A 17,747-nucleotide genomic window follows, 5' to 3' on the forward strand; every position below is an offset into this window, starting at 1 on the left:
ACGGTACAACAAATGTTCACTTATCGCACTGTTGTTCTAGATGCGAACAGAATAAGTCTCCGGGGAAGCCGCGAGGCCTCCTGGTGCTATCGCTGGGGCAGCCTGGCGGCCAGTTCGGCGGCGGCTTCCTGCAGCAGGGGAACGTGCGCCACGAGCCCCTCAAGGTCCAGCCGGAACACCGGCACGGCGGTGGCCAGCGAGGCGAAGGCATGCCCCTGGTCATTGAGCAGCGGCACGGCCACGGCGCGCATCCCCGCCTCATTCTCCTCATCCATGACGGCATATCCCTGCCGGCGGACCTTCTCGATCTCCGCCCGGAAGGCGCCGCGGTCCGTTATGGATGTGTCAGTGAGCGCTTCAAGCGGGACCTCGGCCAGCAGCTTTTCGCGTTCTGCATCCTCGGCAAATGCCACCAGGGCCTTGCCCACGGCGGTGGTGGAGAGCGAGCCCAGGTGGCCGGGGTCGCTGGTCACCCGGAAGGTCTGCGGCCCGTCCACCTTGCTGACGGTCAGGTGGTGCAGGCCGTCGCGGACGCTGAGGATGGTGGCCTCGCCGGTCTGTTCGGTGACCCGGCGGAGGATGGGCATGGCCGTGCCCGCGAAGCCGTGGTGGTTGGAGACGCGCTGTCCCAGCTGGAAGATCCGCAGGCCCAGGTGGTAGCGGCGGCCGTCCGGCTCGTAGTCGACAAAGCCGTCGCGGGTCAGGGAGCCCAGCAGGCGGTAGGTGGTGCTGAAGGGAAGTTCGGCGCGGCGGGAAATCTCCGCGGCACTTGCACCGCGGGGTTCATCACCCAGGAGGACCAGCAGCCCCAGGGCCTTGCCCACCATGTCCGTGCGGTCGGCGGGACGGGCACCCACTTTGCCTTCCGGCGGCATGGCATTCACGGGCTCTCCGGCGCGGGCGGCGGCAGCGGGTGCTTCATTGGCCGCTGTGGTTTGGTTCACACTCATGGGTTCGATGTTGCCACAATGTGAGAGCTATTTCTAGATGGTGATTATTTTCTTGACAGGTGACTGCCCTCACAGTCATAGTTTCTGTATCGCAAAAGTAGCTCCCACCATGTGGCTACAACTGCCGGGTCTTTCCACCGGACTCCAGCCGCATCCCCCGCCCGCACCAAGGCCTCGGCGGCTGCGACCCCCAGATCCATCCGCGACAATGTCGTCACACCAAAGGAACACCATGAGCAAGACACTTCCGTCCGCAGGGGCGGGTGCCCTCACCTCCGCCGGAACACCCAGGAAGGCCGCCCTCGCCAGCTTCCTGGGCAGCGCCGTCGAATACTATGACTTCTTCATCTTTGGCTCGGCCGCAGCGCTGATCTTCCCCACGGTCTTCTTCCCCAGCGCCGATGCCAACGCCGCCATCATGTCCTTCGCCACCTTCGGGTTCGCGTACGTGGCACGGCCCATCGGCGCCGTCATCCTGGGCCACTTCGGCGACCGGGTGGGCCGCCAGAAAGTGCTGATGTTCACCCTGGTGCTCATGGGTGCTTCCACCTTCGTCATCGGCTGCCTGCCCGACTTCCGTACGGTCGGCTGGTGGGCTCCGGCGCTGCTGGTGCTGGCCCGCCTGTGCCAGGGCCTCTCCGCTGCAGGCGAGCAGGCCGGCGCCTCCTCCATGACCCTGGAGCACGCCCCGGACAACCGCCGTTCCTTCTTCACCTCCTGGACCCTCACCGGCACCCAGGGCGGCCAGATCCTCGCGGCCCTGGTGTTCATCCCTGTCCTGGCCCTGCCGGACGAGATCAAGTTCGGCATTGGCTGGCGCATCCCGTTCTGGCTGAGCGCCGCGGTGGTTGTGGTGGCGTTCCTTATCCGCCGCACCCTGCACGAGCCGCCCGCCTTCGAGGAAGCCCGGAAGAACGCGCAGATCGCCAAGCTGCCCGTGGCCGACCTCCTCAAGGGCCACTGGCGCGACGTCCTCCGCGTGATCTGCTGCGCCTTCATCGCCGCCGTCTCCACTGTGTTCGGCACCCTGGCCATCAGCTACGCCAAGACCGTGGCCGGCGTGGACGGCACCACCACCCTGTGGCTGGTGGTTGCCGCCAACATCGTGGCCCTGGGCACCCAGCCGCTCTTCGGAATGCTGGCGGACAAGATCGGCCGCAAGCCCGTCTTCATCTACGGCGCCCTGGCCAGCGCGGTCCTCACCCCCGTTTTCCTGCTGAGCCTGGAGTCCCACAGCGTCCCGCTGATGTTCCTGGCCGCGATCGGCTACTTCTCATGCGGCTACGCGGCGGCCAACGCCGTCTGGCCTTCCTTCTACGCCGAAATGTTCAGCACCAAGGTCCGCTTCTCCGGCCTGGCCATCGGAACCCAGCTGGGCTTCCTGATGGCAGGGTTCGCGCCGGCCATCGTCGCGGCCATGGGCGGCATCAAACCCGGCGGCTGGGTGCAGATCAGCATCTTCACTGCCATCATCTGCGCCGTGGCCGCTGTTTCAGCCCTGACCGCCAAGGAATCCTTCCGGACCCCCACCAAGCAGCTCGGCCTGAAGTAGGCCGTCCGCCGCGTACAGACTGGCCCGGTTTTCAGGCCGGAGAGCCCGCCATTCCCCCAAATGACGGGCTCTCCCCTGTTAAAACCGGGCCAGTTTGTGACGACCGAGAGCCCGCCGCTACCCCCGGCCGGTCTCCAGCACCGAGGCGAGATCGAAGTTCACCGGCTCCTCCAGCTGCGCGTAGGTGCAGGATTCCGGGTCCCGGTCCGGCCGCCAGCGGTTGAACTGGGCCGTGTGGCGGAACCGGTCGCCCTCCATGTGGTCGTAGCGGACCTCCACCACCAGTTCGGGCCGGAGCGGAACGAAGGACAGGTCTTTGCCGGCGCTCCAGCGGCTGCCCTCCGCGTTCCGCGGGGTCCGTTCGCCTTCTTCCTGCTTGGCCCAGGCCCAGGGGTGGTTGTCGAACTCGGTCACCAGTGGTTGGAGTTCCTGGAACAGCTCCTGCCGCCGCTTCATCGGGAAGGCGCCGATCACGCCCACGCTGGCCAGGCCGCCGTCGTCCTTGTACAGGCCCAGCAGCAGTGAGCCGATGGCATCCGGCCCGCTCTTGTGCAGGCGGTAGCCGGCCACCACGCAGTCCGCGGTGCGCTCGTGCTTGACCTTGAACATCACCCGCTTGTCGGGTTCGTACCGGCCGTCCAGCCGCTTGGCCACGATGCCGTCCAGCCCGGCCCCCTCGAACTGCTCGAACCAGTGCCCGGCCGTGTCCTTGTCCGTGGTGGCGGCGGTGAGGTGCACTGGTGCCTTGCTCGCGGCGAGCGCCTTCTCCAGCGCAGCGCGCCGCTCCGCAAAGGGCCTGCCGGTGTAGTCCTCATCGCCGAGGGCCAGGAGGTCAAAAGCCACAAAGCTTGCCGGGGTTTGCTCCGCCAGCAGCTTCACGCGGCTGGCAGCAGGATGGATGCGCTGCTGCAGGGTGTCGAAATCGAGCCTGTCCCCGGACGCCCCCACCAGGATGATCTCGCCGTCCACCACGCAGCGCGGCGGCAGGTTCTCCTTGAGCGCCGCCACGAGCTCCGGGAAGTACCGGGTCATGGGCTTTTCGTTGCGGCTGCCGATCTCCAGGTCATCACCGTCACGGAAAATGATGGACCGGAAGCCGTCCCACTTGGGTTCGTAGCTGAGGTCCCCGCTGCCGGGAATGCCGTCGAGGCCGCTGACGGCCTTGGCGAGCATGGGCGGGACGGGCGGCATCACGGGAAGTTCCATGTGCCCATTCTTGCCCGGCCCGTGGCCCGGGCGGTAGGGCGGCGCGCCCGCTTCAGGCCGCCAGCAGCCAAACGATCAGCACCAGCACCGGCGCAGCGGCGGCCGTGGAGAGCAGGATGGTTTCCCGCGCCACGGCCACGCCGCGCCCGTATTTGCTGGCGAACAGGAACACGTTCTGGGCCGAGGGCAGCGCCGCCATGAGCACCACGCCCAGGAGCATGTGGTGGTCCAGGTTGAAGAGGAAGCGCCCGACGACGAAGGCCACCGCCGGCATCACGGTGGACTTCAGGGCCGTGGCAGTAAGGATTTCGGCCGTGTGGCCGCCGCTTCGGAGCATTTTGGTGCCGTGCAGTGACATGCCGAACGCCAGCAGCACCACCGGGACGGCCGCACCGCCCAGGAGGGTGAGCGGTGCCATCACCGGGGCCGGCAGCTGCACGTGGAACGCGGCCAAGACCACGCCCAGGAGCGAGGCGATGATCATGGGGTTGCGGAAGGGCTGGGTGAGCATCAGCCGGGGCGAGAACCGGCCGGCTTCGCTGAGGTCAAGAAGCGTCAGGACCAGCGGGGCGAACAGGAGCAGCTGGACCAGCAGGACCGGGGCCACGGGAGTGGCGTCACCCAGGGCATAGAGGGTGATGGGGATGCCGATGTTGTTGGCATTAACGTAGGAGCCGGCCATCGCGCCCACTGCCGTTTCGGCCAGCGGCCTGCGGAACCAGATGCGGCTGGCGGCCACATAAAGCAGCGCGGTCACCGCGGCGGTGATCATGGCAAGCGGAACATAGGCGGAGAAGACCACGGACAAATCCGACTTAAGCACCACTGTGAAGAGCAGTACCGGGTTGGTGATGAAAAAGGCGGTCCGGGTCAGCGCCGAGATGGTGGCTTCATCGCCCAGGCCGCAGCGCGCGGCGATATACCCGGCAGCTATGACGACGCCGATCACCGCCAGCCCGATCAGCACGCCGCCCATCGAGGTACTTCCCTTCCATAGACTGCGTTCCCACCGTCAGCCGGAACGCAGTACCACAAGTCTCCAACTTATCCGACAAGTGGCCCCGGCCCGCTGAATTTCCGGCGAACCCTCGACACGGCACGGTGCGGGACGGTAGAGGTTATCGATGGTCACTGTCGGTTTTCACGCATCGCACGAACAGATAAGTCCCGGCCAGCTGCTCAAAGACGTCCAGCACGCGGAACGCGCCGGCTTCGATGCGGCCATGTGCTCGGACCACATCGAGCCCTGGTCAGCGCGCCAGGGTCACTCCGGTTTCGCCTGGTCCTGGCTGGGGGCAGCGCTGGCCACCACCGGCCTGCGCTTCGGAGTGGTGACCGCACCCGGCCAGCGGTACCACCCCACGATCATCGCGCACGCCTCCGCAACCTTGGCCAGCATGTTTCCCGGCAGGTTCTGGTTTGCCCCGGGGAGCGGTGAAAACATGAATGAGCATGTCACCGGCGACCCCTGGCCGCCGAAGGACATCAGGCAGCGCCGGCTGGAGGAATGCGTGGACGTGATCCGCCGGCTGCACCGCGGCGAGGAGGTCACGCACCGGGGCCTGGTGACGGTGGAGCAGGCGCGGATTTGGGATGTCCCCGGTGCCCCGCCGCCGTTAATCGCGCCGGCCATCAGTGTGGACACGGCGCGTCGGGCAGCGGCCTGGGCGGACGGGCTGGTCACCGTCAACCAGCCCGCGCCGAAGCTGCGTGAAATGCTGGCCGCCTACCGCGACAGCGGGGGCAGGGGGAAGGCCGTGCTGCAGGTGCACCTTTCCTGGGCGCGGAGCGGGGATGAGGCGGCAGCCATCGCCATGGACCAGTGGCGGACCAACACGTTCGCACCGCCCATCCCCTGGGACCTGCCCACCGCAGGACATTTCGACGGCGTGGGCGAGCACGTGCACGAAGAGCAGGTCCGCAGCACGGTCAACGTCGCCGCCAGCCTGGCCGAGCACGTGGACTGGCTGGGCGGGTACGCGGAGCTGGGCTTCGACGAGCTGTACCTGCACTTCGTGGGTCAGGAGCAGGCCCCCTTCATCGACGCGTTCGCCGCAGGCGTCCTGCCGCAGCTGCGCACCCGCGGAACCGCTGCTGCCGGAACCCCCTCTGAACCTCAGCTGGTCCGCGCGGCTGCCAATCCGGCGTCGGGGTCTCCGGCATGAGGATCGCGGAGACGTCCGACCTGTGGTGGAAGAACGCCGTCATCTACTGCCTGGACGTAGAGACGTTCTTTGACGACGACGGCGACGGCACCGGTGACTTTGCCGGCCTGACCCAGCGGGTGGACTATCTCGCCGCACTGGGCGTGACGTGCATCTGGCTGATGCCGTTCTACCCGTCCCCGGACCGGGACGACGGCTACGACGTGACTGACTTCTTCAGCGTGGACCCGCGGCTCGGCACGCTGGGCGACCTGGTGGAGTTCATCCGTGCCGCCAAGGACCGGGGCCTGCGGGTCATCGCCGACTTCGTGGTGAACCACACCTCCGACCAGCACCCCTGGTTCGTGGCGGCCCGGAAATCAACCGACAACCCGTACCGCGACTTCTACGTGTGGCGGCAGGACACACCCCCGGACACCTCCGCCGAGGTGGTGTTCCCTGGGGAGGAGAACTCGCTCTGGACCCTCGACGAGGCCACCGGCGAGTGGTACCTGCACATGTTTGCCAAGTACCAGCCGGACCTGAACGTCACAAACCCGCAGGTCCGCGACCAGATCGCAAAAGCCATGGGACTCTGGCTGGAACTGGGGCTGGACGGCTTCCGGCTGGACGCCGTGCCGTTCTTCCTGGAAATCAGGGGCCAACCCAAGGACGAGGCAGCAAACATCAACCCGCATGGCTACCTCAGCGCGCTGCGCAGCTTCCTGAACCGGCGCAACGGCAGCGCCGTGCTGCTGGGCGAAGTGAACTTGCCCTACAAGGAGCAGCTCGAGTACTTCGGCGGCCCGGAGGGCAACGAGCTGAACATGCAGTTCGACTTCCTGTCGATGCAGCACATCTACCTGTCACTGGCCCGGAAGGACGCCAGGCCGCTGGCGGAAACGCTCAAGAGCCGGCCGCCCATAAACCCGGACAACCAATGGGCCATGTTCGTGCGGAACCATGACGAGCTCACGCTGGACAAGCTCAGCAACGGGGAGCGGCAGGAGGTCTTTGCAGCCTTTGGGCCGGAGAAGAACATGCAGGTCTACGGCAGGGGGCTGCGGCGGAGGTTGCCCCCGATGCTGGGCGGGGACCAGGAACGGATCCGGATGGTGTACTCCCTGATGTTCTCCCTGCCAGGCACCCCCGTGATCTTCTATGGCGAGGAGATAGGCATGGGTGAGGACCTCCGGCAAAAGAGCCGGGCCGCCGTCCGCACGCCGATGCAGTGGAACAGCGAAAAGAACGGCGGCTTTTCCAACGCCAAGGCCTCGGACCTGGTGGCACCGCTGGTGCGCGGGGATTACGGGCCGGAGCAGGTCAACGCGGCGGCGGGCAAACGGGACCCGGAGTCCCTGTTCACCTTCATGGCCACGCTGATCGCCCGCTACCGGGAGGCCCCTGAGCTGGGGTGGGGCGAGTTTGGGGTCATCGACCAGCCTGAGCCGGCGGTGTTCGCCCATACCTGCAGTTCCGGCGGCGGCACGCTGGTACTGCTGCACAACTTTGGCGAGGATCCGGTGAAGGTGAGCGGGAAGGTGGGGCCGGGGGACGGCCCGGCGCAGGCATTCCGCGGTGCCATGCTGCTGGACCTGTTCGACGGCGGCAACGTCGACCTGGATCCCGACGGCGGTTTCCGGGTGGAGCTGGGACGCTACGGCTACCGCTGGTTCCGCGTGCACCGGAAAGGCGACCGGCTGGCGCCGTAACGGACGGGATGAGGGGTTGGACCGGGTCCTCCCCTCCCGCACGTGTGGCGGAAAGGTGTGGAGCCGCCGCCCGCCGTCGTGCTTTGTGAAAAGATCAACCATGCGCGCCATGCAACACTCCAGCAAACTCCGGAACGTCCGCTACGAACTCCGCGGACCGATCCTCGAGGCCGCCAAGAACATGGAGGCCGAAGGGCACCGGATCCTCAAGATGAACCTCGGGGACACGGCACCCTTCGGGCTGGAAGCACCCGAGTCTGTGGTGGTGGACATGATCCACCACCTTCGCGGCGCCCAGGGCTACAGCGATTCAAAGGGCATCTTCACGGCCCGGACCGCCATCTCGCAGTACTACCAGACCCGAGGCCTGATGAACATCGGGGTCGAGGACATCGTCATCGGCAACGGCGTCAGCGAACTGATCTCCATGTGCCTGCAGGCCTTCATGGAGAACGGCGACGAAATCCTGGTCCCGGCACCTGACTACCCCCTGTGGACCGCCGCCGTGACCCTGACCGGCGGCAAGCCCGTCCACTACGTCTGCGACGAGGCGGAGAACTGGTGGCCGGACCTGGCCGACGTGGAAGCGAAGATCACCAACCGCACCAAGGGCATCGTGATCATCAACCCGAACAACCCCACCGGGGCCGTCTACCCCCGGCACATCCTGGAACAGTTCGCCGGCCTGGCCCGGAAGCACAACCTGGTTCTTTTCTCCGACGAGATCTACGAGAAAGTGCTCTATGAAGACGCCACGCACATCCACACCGCTGCGGTGGCGGAGGACGTGTGCTGCCTGACCTTCAGCGGCTTGTCCAAGGCCTACCGGATGCCGGGCTACCGGGCCGGATGGGTGGCCATTACCGGCCCGCTGGCCGCCACCGCCGCCTACCGTGAAGCATTGGAACTGCTGGCGTCGCTGCGCCTGTGCGCCAACGTTCCCGCCCAGCACGCCATCCAGACCTGCCTCGGCGGCTACCAAAGCATCGATGCGCTGGTGAAGCCGGGCGGCCGGCTGCGCGAACAGCGGGACCTTGCCCACAAACTGCTCACGGCCATTCCCGGCGTCACGTGCGTCCCGGCGTCGGGCGCCATGTACCTGTTCCCGCGCCTGGACCCGGAGCTGTACCCGATCGAGAGCGACGAGAAATTCGTCCTGGACCTGCTCCGGGACCAAAAGATCCTGGTCTCCCACGGTTCGGCCTTCAACTGGCCCGCGCCGGACCACTTCCGCTTTGTCATCCTTCCCTCGGTGCTGGACATCGAGGAAGCCGTCCGGAGGATTTCCACATTCCTGGCGGCCTACCGGAGCGGGGCCGCAGCCTGAAACCGCGGCGGCGCGAAGAACTAACCGGGCCCTAACCGCGGGGAAACCGGTACGCAACATTCCAGGCCCACACTTGGTAGTGCAGGCAAGAGCCGGCACCAGCTCCAGCCAGGAGGCCCCAGCGATGTTGAAGAAAGCGACCACGCATGTAACAAGAGTCCGCGCCCTGGATCAGCTCCACCGCGGCGATGAAATCGAAGCCCGCCTGTCGGTGGGGCCCTCCTACGACGACGTGGTGATCCGCCGCGGCAGCGTTCAGGAAACAGCGCCAGGCATCGGTGTGGTCTGGATCCTGGACCGCATCAGCGGCGTGCGCAAAGCAATCAATACGGACGAGTGCAGCGTCTGGCGGGTGGCATAGCAGGTCTGGGAAGACGGTGGCGGGCGTAGTCAGGAAGGACTGTCCGCAGCCTGTTCCTCCTCCAGCTCCTGCTGCCGGAGTGCGAGCGAATGCAGCCACTCGATGCTGGCGTCCGTTACCGGATGGGCTGTCCCGAGCGACTCCAGGAAGGCCCGCACCTCAACCATCTCCGCCTCCCTGCGGACGGCATGCAGCCGCGTGCCCTCAAGCATCCGCGACACCAGCGCATCGCCTGACGGGCCAAGTTCCGCTGCAATCTGGCTGATGACCCAGTCTTTTGCCCCCGCCGCCTCGGCGGCCGTGACTGACTCCAGGACAGTGGCGGCCAGCCCCTTCATGAAGACGCTGCGGAGCAGCTTCCGGCCGGCCGCCGCACCCGCTTCTCTCCCGGCGTTGCTGGCCGGGATGCCCCATCCGGTGAAGAGGGCCACCAACGCGTCCGCCCCCGTGCCGCTGACCAGCAGGGGCGAATTGATCCGGCCCCGCGGAACGGGCGCCAGGACGGCGACATCGGCGAAAAGGACGCCGCTCCCGGCTGCCCGTTCCGCGAGCTGCCGCTTTTGGTCCGGTCCGGCGGTGTTGAGGTCCGCGAAGATGGCCGCCGGGTCCATGGCGGCCAGCGCCTCGTCAAGGACGGATTCCGCCGCGCGGGCTCCCACCAGGCTGATCACCAGGCCGGCGCCCGCCACCGCTTCACTGATGCCAGGGGCCCGCAGCACCCCGGGCGGGACTGCGTCGACGGCAGGGTCCGTTCCCGTGACCCGCAATCCACGGCCGGCCAGGTCCTGAGCGTAGATGCTCCCGGCTTCCCCCAGGCCCAGGACGGCAACAGAGCGGCCGGCCGTTCCCGCCGGACTACCGTGCACCGGCGGCCGCGGTCCGCCAGCCGCCGTGGTATTCGGTCCGGGCGGTGACCGCGTAGGGCGCCGGGCTGACCACCGCCCGGACACTGATCTGCTCATGCGGTTCCACGGTGGTCTTGCGGGAGCCGCCATCGGGTTCACCCCAGACGACACGGACCTCGGTACCGATCTCCACGTTGGGGTCCACCGTGGCCAGCGAGAGGCCGCGGCGTTCGTTGGCCGTCACGCCGGTGAAGAGCGACAACCCCACTCCCGTTCCGTCGGCATCGATGACGGAGTCGTAGTTGGACGATCCGTAGTTGGCGTTGGGGACGTCGAAGAACTGGTAGCCGGGCTTGTCGCGGTCCAGGAACGAGGCCCAGATGGTGGCCAGGTCCTCATCGTTCCAGGCGAGGGTTACCTTTTTCCGCTGTGCGGCAGGATCGACCTTCTGGAGGGCGTCCCGCCCGATGAAGTCGTGGTCGAATTTTACGAAGGAGCCGTAGCCCAGTTCCCAGGGGGTCAGGTAGTAGTCCTCAATGTTGCCGGAGACGAAAGAGCCGGCGAGCGCATTGACCGCCTCATAGCTGGTTGCCGGCAGCCATTCACGGTAGGCGCGCTCGGCATCGCTGCTGTAGATTGCCGGCAGCGGCGAGGGGATCCAACCCGATTCGAGCGTGTTCGAGGAGTAGGCCCGCGACCCGCACGGTTCCAGCCCGAACTCAGTCCCGGCCTCGAGCACGGCATCCCGGATTTTTCCGTGCTGTTCGTAGGGTCCCCAGATTTCCAGCCCCGGGGCCCCCGCCATGCCGTGGCGCAGCGTGCGGACCTGTTCCCCGGCGATGGCCAGGTGGCCCATGTGGAAGAACTTCACCTGCTCAAGCGTTCCGCCGTTGAGCTTCTCGATGATCTGCCAGGCGCTGGGGCCCTGGATCTGGAAACGGTAATACTTCCGGGTGACTGCCTGGCCGTAGGGGCGCGACGGAGACCTGTCATCGTAGGTGCATTCGACGTCGTATCCGCCGGTTTCGGCGTGGAACTGGAGCCAGTTGGCGGCCGGCGCGCGGCCAACGTAGACAAACTCCTGCTCTTCCAGGTGGAACAGGATGCCGTCGCCGATGACTCCGCCGTTGGAGGCCGTGGGAACGAACTGCTTTGCGGTGTTCACCGGGAAGTTGGCAAAGCTGTTGATGCCCGTGTCCGAGAAGAGCTTCAGGGCATCGGGGCCCTTCACGAAGAAGTTGACCATATGGTGGGACTGGTCATAGAGCACCGCCGTTTCACGCCATGCGCGCTGCTCGCGCCGCCAGTTGGTGAACTCGGCGGGAACCACCGGATAGATGTAGGTGCCGAGCTGGGAATTGCGCAGCAGTTCGACGGTGTTGCCCGCCGCATCAAGCACGTCCTGCAGGGATTTCGGGGCCATGGGCTTTCTCCTTCGGTTCAGTGGGTGGCGCGGTAGCTCTCGCGTGCGTATTGCACGAAAGGAGCGGGGGCGACGGTGGCTCGGATGGGGACCTGACGGTGGGGTTCCACCTGCAGTTTGGCGGAGTTGGGCTCTTCGCCCCAGAGCACAGTGACCTCGGCACCGTCCTCAAGGTTGTCCACGGCCGCCAGGGAAACAAAGGAGTGCTCGTTGGCGATGTAGCCGCAGTCAAAGGACTGGCCCACCGTCCTGCCGTCCTGGAGGACCCGGTCCACCTGGAAGAGGGCGTAGCGGGCCTTGGGCAGATCAATGTACTTGGCGGGAATCCCGGGACGCAGGATGGAACCCATGACGTCCTGGACGTCGTCGGGGTTCCAGACGAGCGTCACCTTGCGGCGGGAGGAGGTCCGGGAGAGCGCTTCAAGCGCATCCCGCCCCACGAAGTCGTGGTCGAACGCGACCGAGCGGCCATACCCGAGCTCGTACGGGGTGACGAAGTAGTCCTCGATGTCCGCTGAATCGAAACTTCCCCCGAGTGAACCGGCAGCTGACGCCGGAAGCCATTCGCGGTAGCCACGCAACCATTCGTCCGTGAAGACCGCCGGCACTGGTGAGGGCACCCAGCCGGACTCAAGGTTCGCCGTCGAATAGCCCTTTGCCCCCACCTGGGTCAGGCCGAATTCGCCGCCCGCCTGCAGCAGCGCGTCCCTGACGCGGGCGCCCTCGGCCCAGGGTCCGAAGAGCTCATACCCCGGTTGTCCCGCCATGCCGTGCCGGATCCCGCGGACCTGCAGCCCGGCGATCGGAAAGCGCCCCATGTGGAAGAACCCAAGCTGCGGCACCGGGGCACCGGTCAACTTTTCGACAATGGCCAGGGCGGTGGGCCCCTGGAGCTCGAAGCGGAACAGGCGGGGATCACCGGCGCGGACGATTGAGTTCCCGTCACGGGAGACGTCCACGTCGTGTTCGCCGGACTCGGCGTGGTACTGCACCCAGTCGATGGCCATTGGGTGCCCCACGAGGTTGTAGGACTGTTCGTCGAGGTGTGCCAGGATGGCGTCGCCGATGAGTTGTCCGGAATGAGTCACCGCGATGAACTGCTTGGCGCGGTCCACGGGGAAATTCGCGAAGGAATTCACCGCGAGCCCGCGAAGCAGCCCCTCCGCTCCCGGCCCGGACAGGAAGAGATCGGTCATGTGGTGCGACTGGTCGAGGAGGGCACAGGTGCTGCGCCAGGAAATCTGCTCGGAGCGCCAGTTGCTGAACTCGGCCCGCACGGGGAAAACATGGGGGCTGGCGGGGGAATCGCGCAAAAGCTGGACCGGGGAAGCCGCGCGGTCCAGCGCTTCCTGCAAAGTCTCCGTCACTGCGAAATCCCTGTCACTGCGAACTCCGTCGTTCGGTCCACGGTGGAAAGCAGCCCGGGACATCCAGTACCAACACGATTGCTAACAAAATTGTATCGGATGTCTTGACCAGAGTTCCAGAGCATGGTTGTCTGGCACTGTCCGCCGGAAAGGACTGACCATGGGCCGTCCAGGCACCATGCCCGCCGTGGAACGCGAGGGTGGAAATGCCCGAAACTAAGGGGATCCCCTGCCTCCTCATGCGGGGAGGGACCTCCAAGGGTGCCCTGTTCCTCGCCTCCGACCTGCCCGCGGATCCCGCGGAACGCGACGACCTGCTGCTGAGGATCATGGGCTCTCCCGATCCACGGCAGGTGGACGGGCTGGGCGGGGCACACCCGCTGACCAGCAAGGTTGCGGTCATCGCCCCGTCCCCGAACGCCGGCGCGGACGTTGACTACCTCTTCCTCCAGGTCGGCGTCGACACGGCACTGGTCACCGGCCGCCAGAACTGCGGAAACATCCTCGCCGCCGTGGGACCCTTCGCCGTGGAGCGGGGCCTGGTGCAGCCCACGGATGGCCACACCGAGGTGCGCATCCGGATGGTGAACACCGGCAGCATGGCCACCGCGCGGTTTGCCACGCCCGGCGGGGTGGTGGATTACGACGGCGGCCCGGCGGCAGGTGAGGCAGTGGCAATTGACGGCGTTCCGGGAACGGCAGCGGCCATCCGGCTCAACTTCGAGGGCACGGCGGGATCATCGACGGGCGCCCTGTTCCCCACGGGCAGGATTCTGGACCACGCGGGGGGCGTGGACCTTACCTGCGTTGACAACGGAATGCCCAGCGTTTTGATGCGAGCTGCCGACCTGGGCATCACCGGCGAGGAAGCCCCTGCAGACCTTGAGGCAGACGAAGGCCTGGCAGAACGGCTCGCCGGGCTCCGCCTCGCAGCGGCGGACCTGATGGGCATGGGCGATGTCAGCGGTGCCACCGTACCCAAGCTGGTGCTGCTGGCACCGCCGCGGGCCGGGGGCGCCATAACCACCCGCAGCTTCCTTCCCGTCCGGGTCCACACCTCCATCGGCGTGCTCGGAGCACTCACCGTGGCGGCGGGTGTCCTGACGGAGGGGTCGGTGGGCCATGGCCTTGCCGCGCTTCCTTCACCGGGGGAACCCTTCCGGGTGGAACACCCCACCGGCCATTTTGACGTCGAGGTGGCCATCGAGAAGACCCCGGACGGCTATACCGTGACCCGCTCAACTGCCCTCAGGACAGCACGGAAGATTTTCGAAGGACGCGTCTTCCCGCGCCCGCGCCTGTGACGACTGCACAACGACCCCTTTAGAGAGGACAGCTTCATGACCGGGTATACCTCGTTCGACGTCGCCCACCTGGGAAACGTGGAACTGCTGACCCCCGTCTTCGAGGAAAGCCTGTGGTTCTTCCGCGAGCTGCTCGCCATGCGCGTCGTAGCGGAGACCAGCAGCGCCGGCACGAAGTCCGCCTACCTGCGGACCTGGGACGAATACCAGCTCTACACCCTCAAGCTCACCGCCTCATCCGATGCCGGTGTCGGGCGTACCACCTTCCGGGCCACCAGCCAGGAGGCGCTGGAGCGCCGGGTCGCCGCCATCGAAGCCACCGGCCTGGGCATCGGCTGGGAAGACGGTGAGGTGGGAACGGGGCCGACCTACTCCTTCCGGGACCCCGACGGGCACCTCATGGGCATCTATTACGCAACCGAACGGTACGTGGCCACGGACGACAAACCCGCCCTGAAGAACCAGGCCTCGGCCTTCCCCGGCCGGGGCGTCAACGCCCGCCGGCTGGACCACATCAATTTCCTGGCCAAGGATGTGGTGGCCAACGGGGAGTTCGTGGCCCACGCGCTGTGCGGGCGGGAGAGTGAACGCATCCGGCTCGACGACGGCGGATACGCCGCATGGTGGTTCCATTTCAACAACAAGTCCTATGACATCGTGTACTCCGACGACTGGCTCAAGCACGGCAACCGGCTCCATCACGTGGCCTTCGCTCCGGATACCCGCGAGGACATCCTGAAGGCCGCGGACATCTTCCTTGAAAACGGGATCCACATCGAGTCCGGGCCGCACAAGCACGCCATCAACCAGACGTTTTTCCTCTACGTCTGGGAGCCCGGCGGCAACCGGATCGAACTGGCCAACGCCGGCGCCCGCCTGCTGCTGGACCCGGACTCGCCCGTGGTGGAGTGGAGCCAGGAGGAGCGCAGAAAGGGGCAGGCCTGGGGCATGAAAACCATCGAGACGTTCCATACGCACGGAACGCCAAACATCCGCCAGTGAGAAAATTAAAGGATCCTCGCAGTACCGCACAGAGAGGTGCATCATCATGACCAACACAGTGGACACGTCCGCCCCGGTGACCACCGGCCTCTACACCGGAGGCTCAGAACGGCAGGCCGCCGCCACCATGGACATTGCCGATCCGGGCAAGCCCGGCACCATCGTGGGCCACGCCGCGGCGGCCGGCGCGGCCGACGTCCAGGACGCCATTGCTGCGGCCAAGGCGGCCTACCCCGGATGGGCTGCACTGGGGGCGCAGGAGCGCGCAGACCGGATGCGGCAGGCACTGGAGGGCATCGCGGATTTCCGTGATGAGGACGCCGCCATCCTCTCGCAGGAAAACGGCAAGATCCGCATGGAAGCCTGGGTGGACTCCCTGGTGTTCGAGATCAGGTGGAACCTCGCCCTGGAACTGGCTCCCGACGTCGACACCGCCAAGGTGCTGCCGCCCGCGCCCGGCATTCCCGTCTCCACCTCGGTCACTTTCCAGCCCCTGGGCGTGGTGACGGTCATCGTGCCGTTCAACTGGCCCATTGCCATCCTCGCGGCCTCGCTGCCGCACGCACTGCTGGCAGGGAACACGGCAATCGTTAAGCCGCCACCCACCGCGCCGCTGGCAACGACGCGCGTGGTCCAGCGGATTGCCGAAAAACTGCCGCCAGGGGTGCTGAACGTGGTGACCGGCAAGGACGCGGACATGGCTGCGCTCATCACCAGCCCGGACATCGCCAAGGTCTGCTTCACGGGCAGCGTGGGCGGCGGCAAGCGCATCATGGAAATGGCTGCGAAGTCACTCACCCGGGTAACGCTTGAACTCGGCGGAAACGACGCCGCCGTCATCCTCGCGGACGCGGTCCTCGATGACACCCACCTGGACCGGCTCTACGCCGCGATCTTCGATACCACCGGCCAGATCTGCATGAACGCGAAGCGGGTTTACGTGCACCGTTCGCGCCTGGACGAGGTGGTGGCGGGGCTCTCGCAGCGGCTTGAAAAGGCGGTCATAGGCTACGGGCTCGACGACGGGACCACCATGGGTCCGCTGCACTCCCCCGTGCAGAAGGCCTTCGTGGCTGAGCTCATCGAGGAGGCCAAGGAAGCCGGTGCCGATGTCAGGGAGTTCGGAACCCTTCCCTCGGACCATGAACTGCAGGGCGGGAACTTCCTGCGTCCGGCACTGGTGATCGATCCGGACCCTTCCCTGCGGGTGGTCACCCTGGAACAGTTCGGGCCCGTCATCCCCCTGATCCCTTTCGACACGGAGGACGAGGCGGTGGAGGCGGCGAACGCGAGCTGGGCGGGGCTGTGCGGCTCTGTGTGGACCGCCGATCCGGCAGCGGCCGACCGCGTGGGCGGACGCCTGGTCTGCGGCTACGTCTGGGTTAACGACCACGGTGCAACCCGGCTGGACCTGCGCGCGCCATTCGGCGGAATGAAGCAGTCCGGCATGGGCAGGGAACAGGGCATTGAAGGGGTCCGGGCCTTCCAGGACACCCGCGCCATCGCCCATCTGGAACCGGAGGCAGCAGAAGGGTAGGCCCGGGATGGACGATGGGCCGGAAGGTCCTGGATTCCGTCATTAGCTATCGACATTACCTATGTGCATAGGTAATCTTGGAGGTGGGTGCACCGCTGCACCCGCCGAAAGGATGACCTGATGGCGACTCGAATCATGCCCGCCCAAAACCGGGCAGCATCCCTGGAACTCATCAAGAACTTCTCGCTGGAGATGACCGGCAAGGACATTCCCGCCCTCATCGAAGCAAAAGACAGCATTCCGCCGGGCACCCGCATCAACGTCACCTTCCTCGGCAACGAGGACCTGGAGATGCGGGTGGCCGCGGCCAAGGCCGCCCGGGACCTGGGATTCATCCCCGTGCCGCACGTCTCGGCGCGCAGGCTGGCATCGAAGGGCGACCTCGAAAAGTTCCTCCAGCGCCTGGCGGAAGCGGGCGCCGCCGAGCACCTTTTCGTGGTGGGCGGCGACCCCGCGGAACCGGAGGGCCCCTACGAAGACTCCCTGGCGCTGGTCAACACCGGCCTCCTGCAGCAGTTCGGGGTCCGGGAGGTCGGAATCGGCGGATATCCGGAGGGCCATCCCGATATCCGCAAGGAGGACCTCTGGCGGGCGCTGGAGGACAAGACCGCAGCCCTCGCCGCGCAGGACCTTGGCGCCTCCATCATCACGCAGTTCGCTTTCGACACCGAACCGGTGGCTGCGTGGATCGCCGAGGTCCGGGCCAGGGGAATCCAGGCACCAATCCGCGTGGGAACCCCCGGCCCGGCGGGAGTAAAACGGCTCCTCGGCTTTGCGCGCCGTTTTGGGGTGGGCGCCAACGCGATGATCGTCAAGAAATACGGCTTCTCGCTGACCAACCTCATGGGCGACGCCGGACCGGACCGCTTCGTGAACGATCTGGCCGCCGTCCTTGCCGACCGCGCGCCCGGCCCCCACCAACACCTCCCGGGGCAGGTTGGCCTGCACTTCTACACGTTTGGCGGCCTGCTGGCCACGGCCAACTGGGTCCGGCACTTCACCGCGGAAGAGGGCTAG

General features: G+C 66.5%; 15 protein-coding genes. 9 read left to right on the forward strand and 6 right to left on the reverse strand.

All coding sequences use genetic code 11. The features are described 5' to 3' along the window. Positions 1-86 precede the first annotated feature (86 nt). Positions 87-950: an IclR family transcriptional regulator gene (locus VIK36_RS21220; RefSeq protein ID WP_324643549.1), complete on the reverse strand. Its 864-nt coding sequence runs from the start codon at positions 948-950 to the stop codon at positions 87-89. Between the two features lie 232 nt (positions 951-1,182). Between VIK36_RS21220 and VIK36_RS21225 the strand changes: the two genes are divergently transcribed. Further along, positions 1,183-2,502 carry an MFS transporter gene (locus tag VIK36_RS21225; RefSeq protein ID WP_255173743.1) on the forward strand — a complete coding sequence of 440 codons (1,320 nt, stop codon included), beginning with the start codon at positions 1,183-1,185 and terminating at the stop codon, positions 2,500-2,502. 117 nt (positions 2,503-2,619) lie between these two features. On the opposite strand, the gene VIK36_RS21230 is transcribed toward VIK36_RS21225, so the two are convergent. After that, positions 2,620-3,708 (reverse strand): ATP-dependent DNA ligase, encoded by a 1,089-nt coding sequence (locus VIK36_RS21230; RefSeq protein WP_324643550.1) that lies wholly within the window; start codon positions 3,706-3,708, stop codon positions 2,620-2,622. Between the two features lie 52 nt (positions 3,709-3,760). Further along, positions 3,761-4,684 carry an AEC family transporter gene (locus VIK36_RS21235; RefSeq protein WP_324643551.1) on the reverse strand — a complete coding sequence of 308 codons (924 nt, stop codon included), beginning with the start codon at positions 4,682-4,684 and terminating at the stop codon, positions 3,761-3,763. 148 nt (positions 4,685-4,832) lie between these two features. On the opposite strand from VIK36_RS21235, the gene VIK36_RS21240 reads away from it, so the two are divergent. The 4 genes from VIK36_RS21240 to VIK36_RS21255 all read left to right on the forward strand — a co-directional run bounded on the left by VIK36_RS21240 (position 4,833) and on the right by VIK36_RS21255 (position 9,252). Then, the gene (locus VIK36_RS21240) at positions 4,833-5,873 is read left to right on the forward strand and encodes a TIGR03885 family FMN-dependent LLM class oxidoreductase (RefSeq protein ID WP_255173746.1); all 1,041 of its coding nucleotides are present in this window, start codon (positions 4,833-4,835) and stop codon (positions 5,871-5,873) included. Then, entirely contained in the window at positions 5,870-7,564 is a 1,695-nt protein-coding gene (locus tag VIK36_RS21245; protein WP_324643552.1) for an alpha-amylase family protein, read from the forward strand. Before VIK36_RS21240 ends, VIK36_RS21245 begins: the two co-directional genes overlap by 4 nt. Before the next feature lie 100 nt (positions 7,565-7,664). Beyond that, the gene (locus VIK36_RS21250) at positions 7,665-8,891 is read left to right on the forward strand and encodes a pyridoxal phosphate-dependent aminotransferase (RefSeq protein ID WP_255173748.1); all 1,227 of its coding nucleotides are present in this window, start codon (positions 7,665-7,667) and stop codon (positions 8,889-8,891) included. A 124-nt stretch (positions 8,892-9,015) separates the two neighbouring features. After that, entirely contained in the window at positions 9,016-9,252 is a 237-nt protein-coding gene (locus VIK36_RS21255) for a hypothetical protein (protein ID WP_141158887.1), read from the forward strand. A gap of 29 nt (positions 9,253-9,281) precedes the next feature. Here the strand turns inward: VIK36_RS21255 and VIK36_RS21260 are convergent, their stop codons facing one another. Genes VIK36_RS21260 through VIK36_RS21270 form a run of 3 tightly spaced genes read right to left on the reverse strand, consistent with a single transcriptional unit; the run spans position 9,282 to position 12,887 of the window. Further along, positions 9,282-10,118: an NAD(P)-dependent oxidoreductase gene (locus tag VIK36_RS21260; protein WP_324643553.1), complete on the reverse strand. Its 837-nt coding sequence runs from the start codon at positions 10,116-10,118 to the stop codon at positions 9,282-9,284. Continuing rightward, entirely contained in the window at positions 10,108-11,520 is a 1,413-nt protein-coding gene (ligM, locus tag VIK36_RS21265) for a vanillate/3-O-methylgallate O-demethylase (RefSeq protein WP_324643554.1), read from the reverse strand. Before ligM ends, VIK36_RS21260 begins: the two co-directional genes overlap by 11 nt. A gap of 17 nt (positions 11,521-11,537) precedes the next feature. Next, complete coding sequence (locus VIK36_RS21270; RefSeq protein ID WP_324643556.1) at positions 11,538-12,887, reverse strand: aminomethyl transferase family protein; 1,350 nt, start codon at positions 12,885-12,887, stop codon at positions 11,538-11,540. A 206-nt stretch (positions 12,888-13,093) separates the two neighbouring features. Between VIK36_RS21270 and VIK36_RS21275 the strand changes: the two genes are divergently transcribed. From VIK36_RS21275 to VIK36_RS21290, 4 genes are all read left to right on the forward strand, one after another. Further along, the gene (locus VIK36_RS21275) at positions 13,094-14,191 is read left to right on the forward strand and encodes a 4-oxalomesaconate tautomerase (RefSeq protein WP_324643558.1); all 1,098 of its coding nucleotides are present in this window, start codon (positions 13,094-13,096) and stop codon (positions 14,189-14,191) included. Between the two features lie 36 nt (positions 14,192-14,227). Further along, positions 14,228-15,193 carry a VOC family protein gene (locus tag VIK36_RS21280; RefSeq protein WP_324643559.1) on the forward strand — a complete coding sequence of 322 codons (966 nt, stop codon included), beginning with the start codon at positions 14,228-14,230 and terminating at the stop codon, positions 15,191-15,193. Positions 15,194-15,239: 46 nt separating this feature from the next. Then, the gene (locus VIK36_RS21285; protein WP_324643560.1) at positions 15,240-16,730 is read left to right on the forward strand and encodes an aldehyde dehydrogenase family protein; all 1,491 of its coding nucleotides are present in this window, start codon (positions 15,240-15,242) and stop codon (positions 16,728-16,730) included. Between the two features lie 120 nt (positions 16,731-16,850). After that, positions 16,851-17,747 (forward strand): methylenetetrahydrofolate reductase, encoded by an 897-nt coding sequence (locus tag VIK36_RS21290; RefSeq protein ID WP_255173755.1) that lies wholly within the window; start codon positions 16,851-16,853, stop codon positions 17,745-17,747.

It is taken from the genome of Pseudarthrobacter sp. LT1, from assembly GCF_035621795.1.
Taxonomy (GTDB): domain Bacteria; phylum Actinomycetota; class Actinomycetes; order Actinomycetales; family Micrococcaceae; genus Arthrobacter.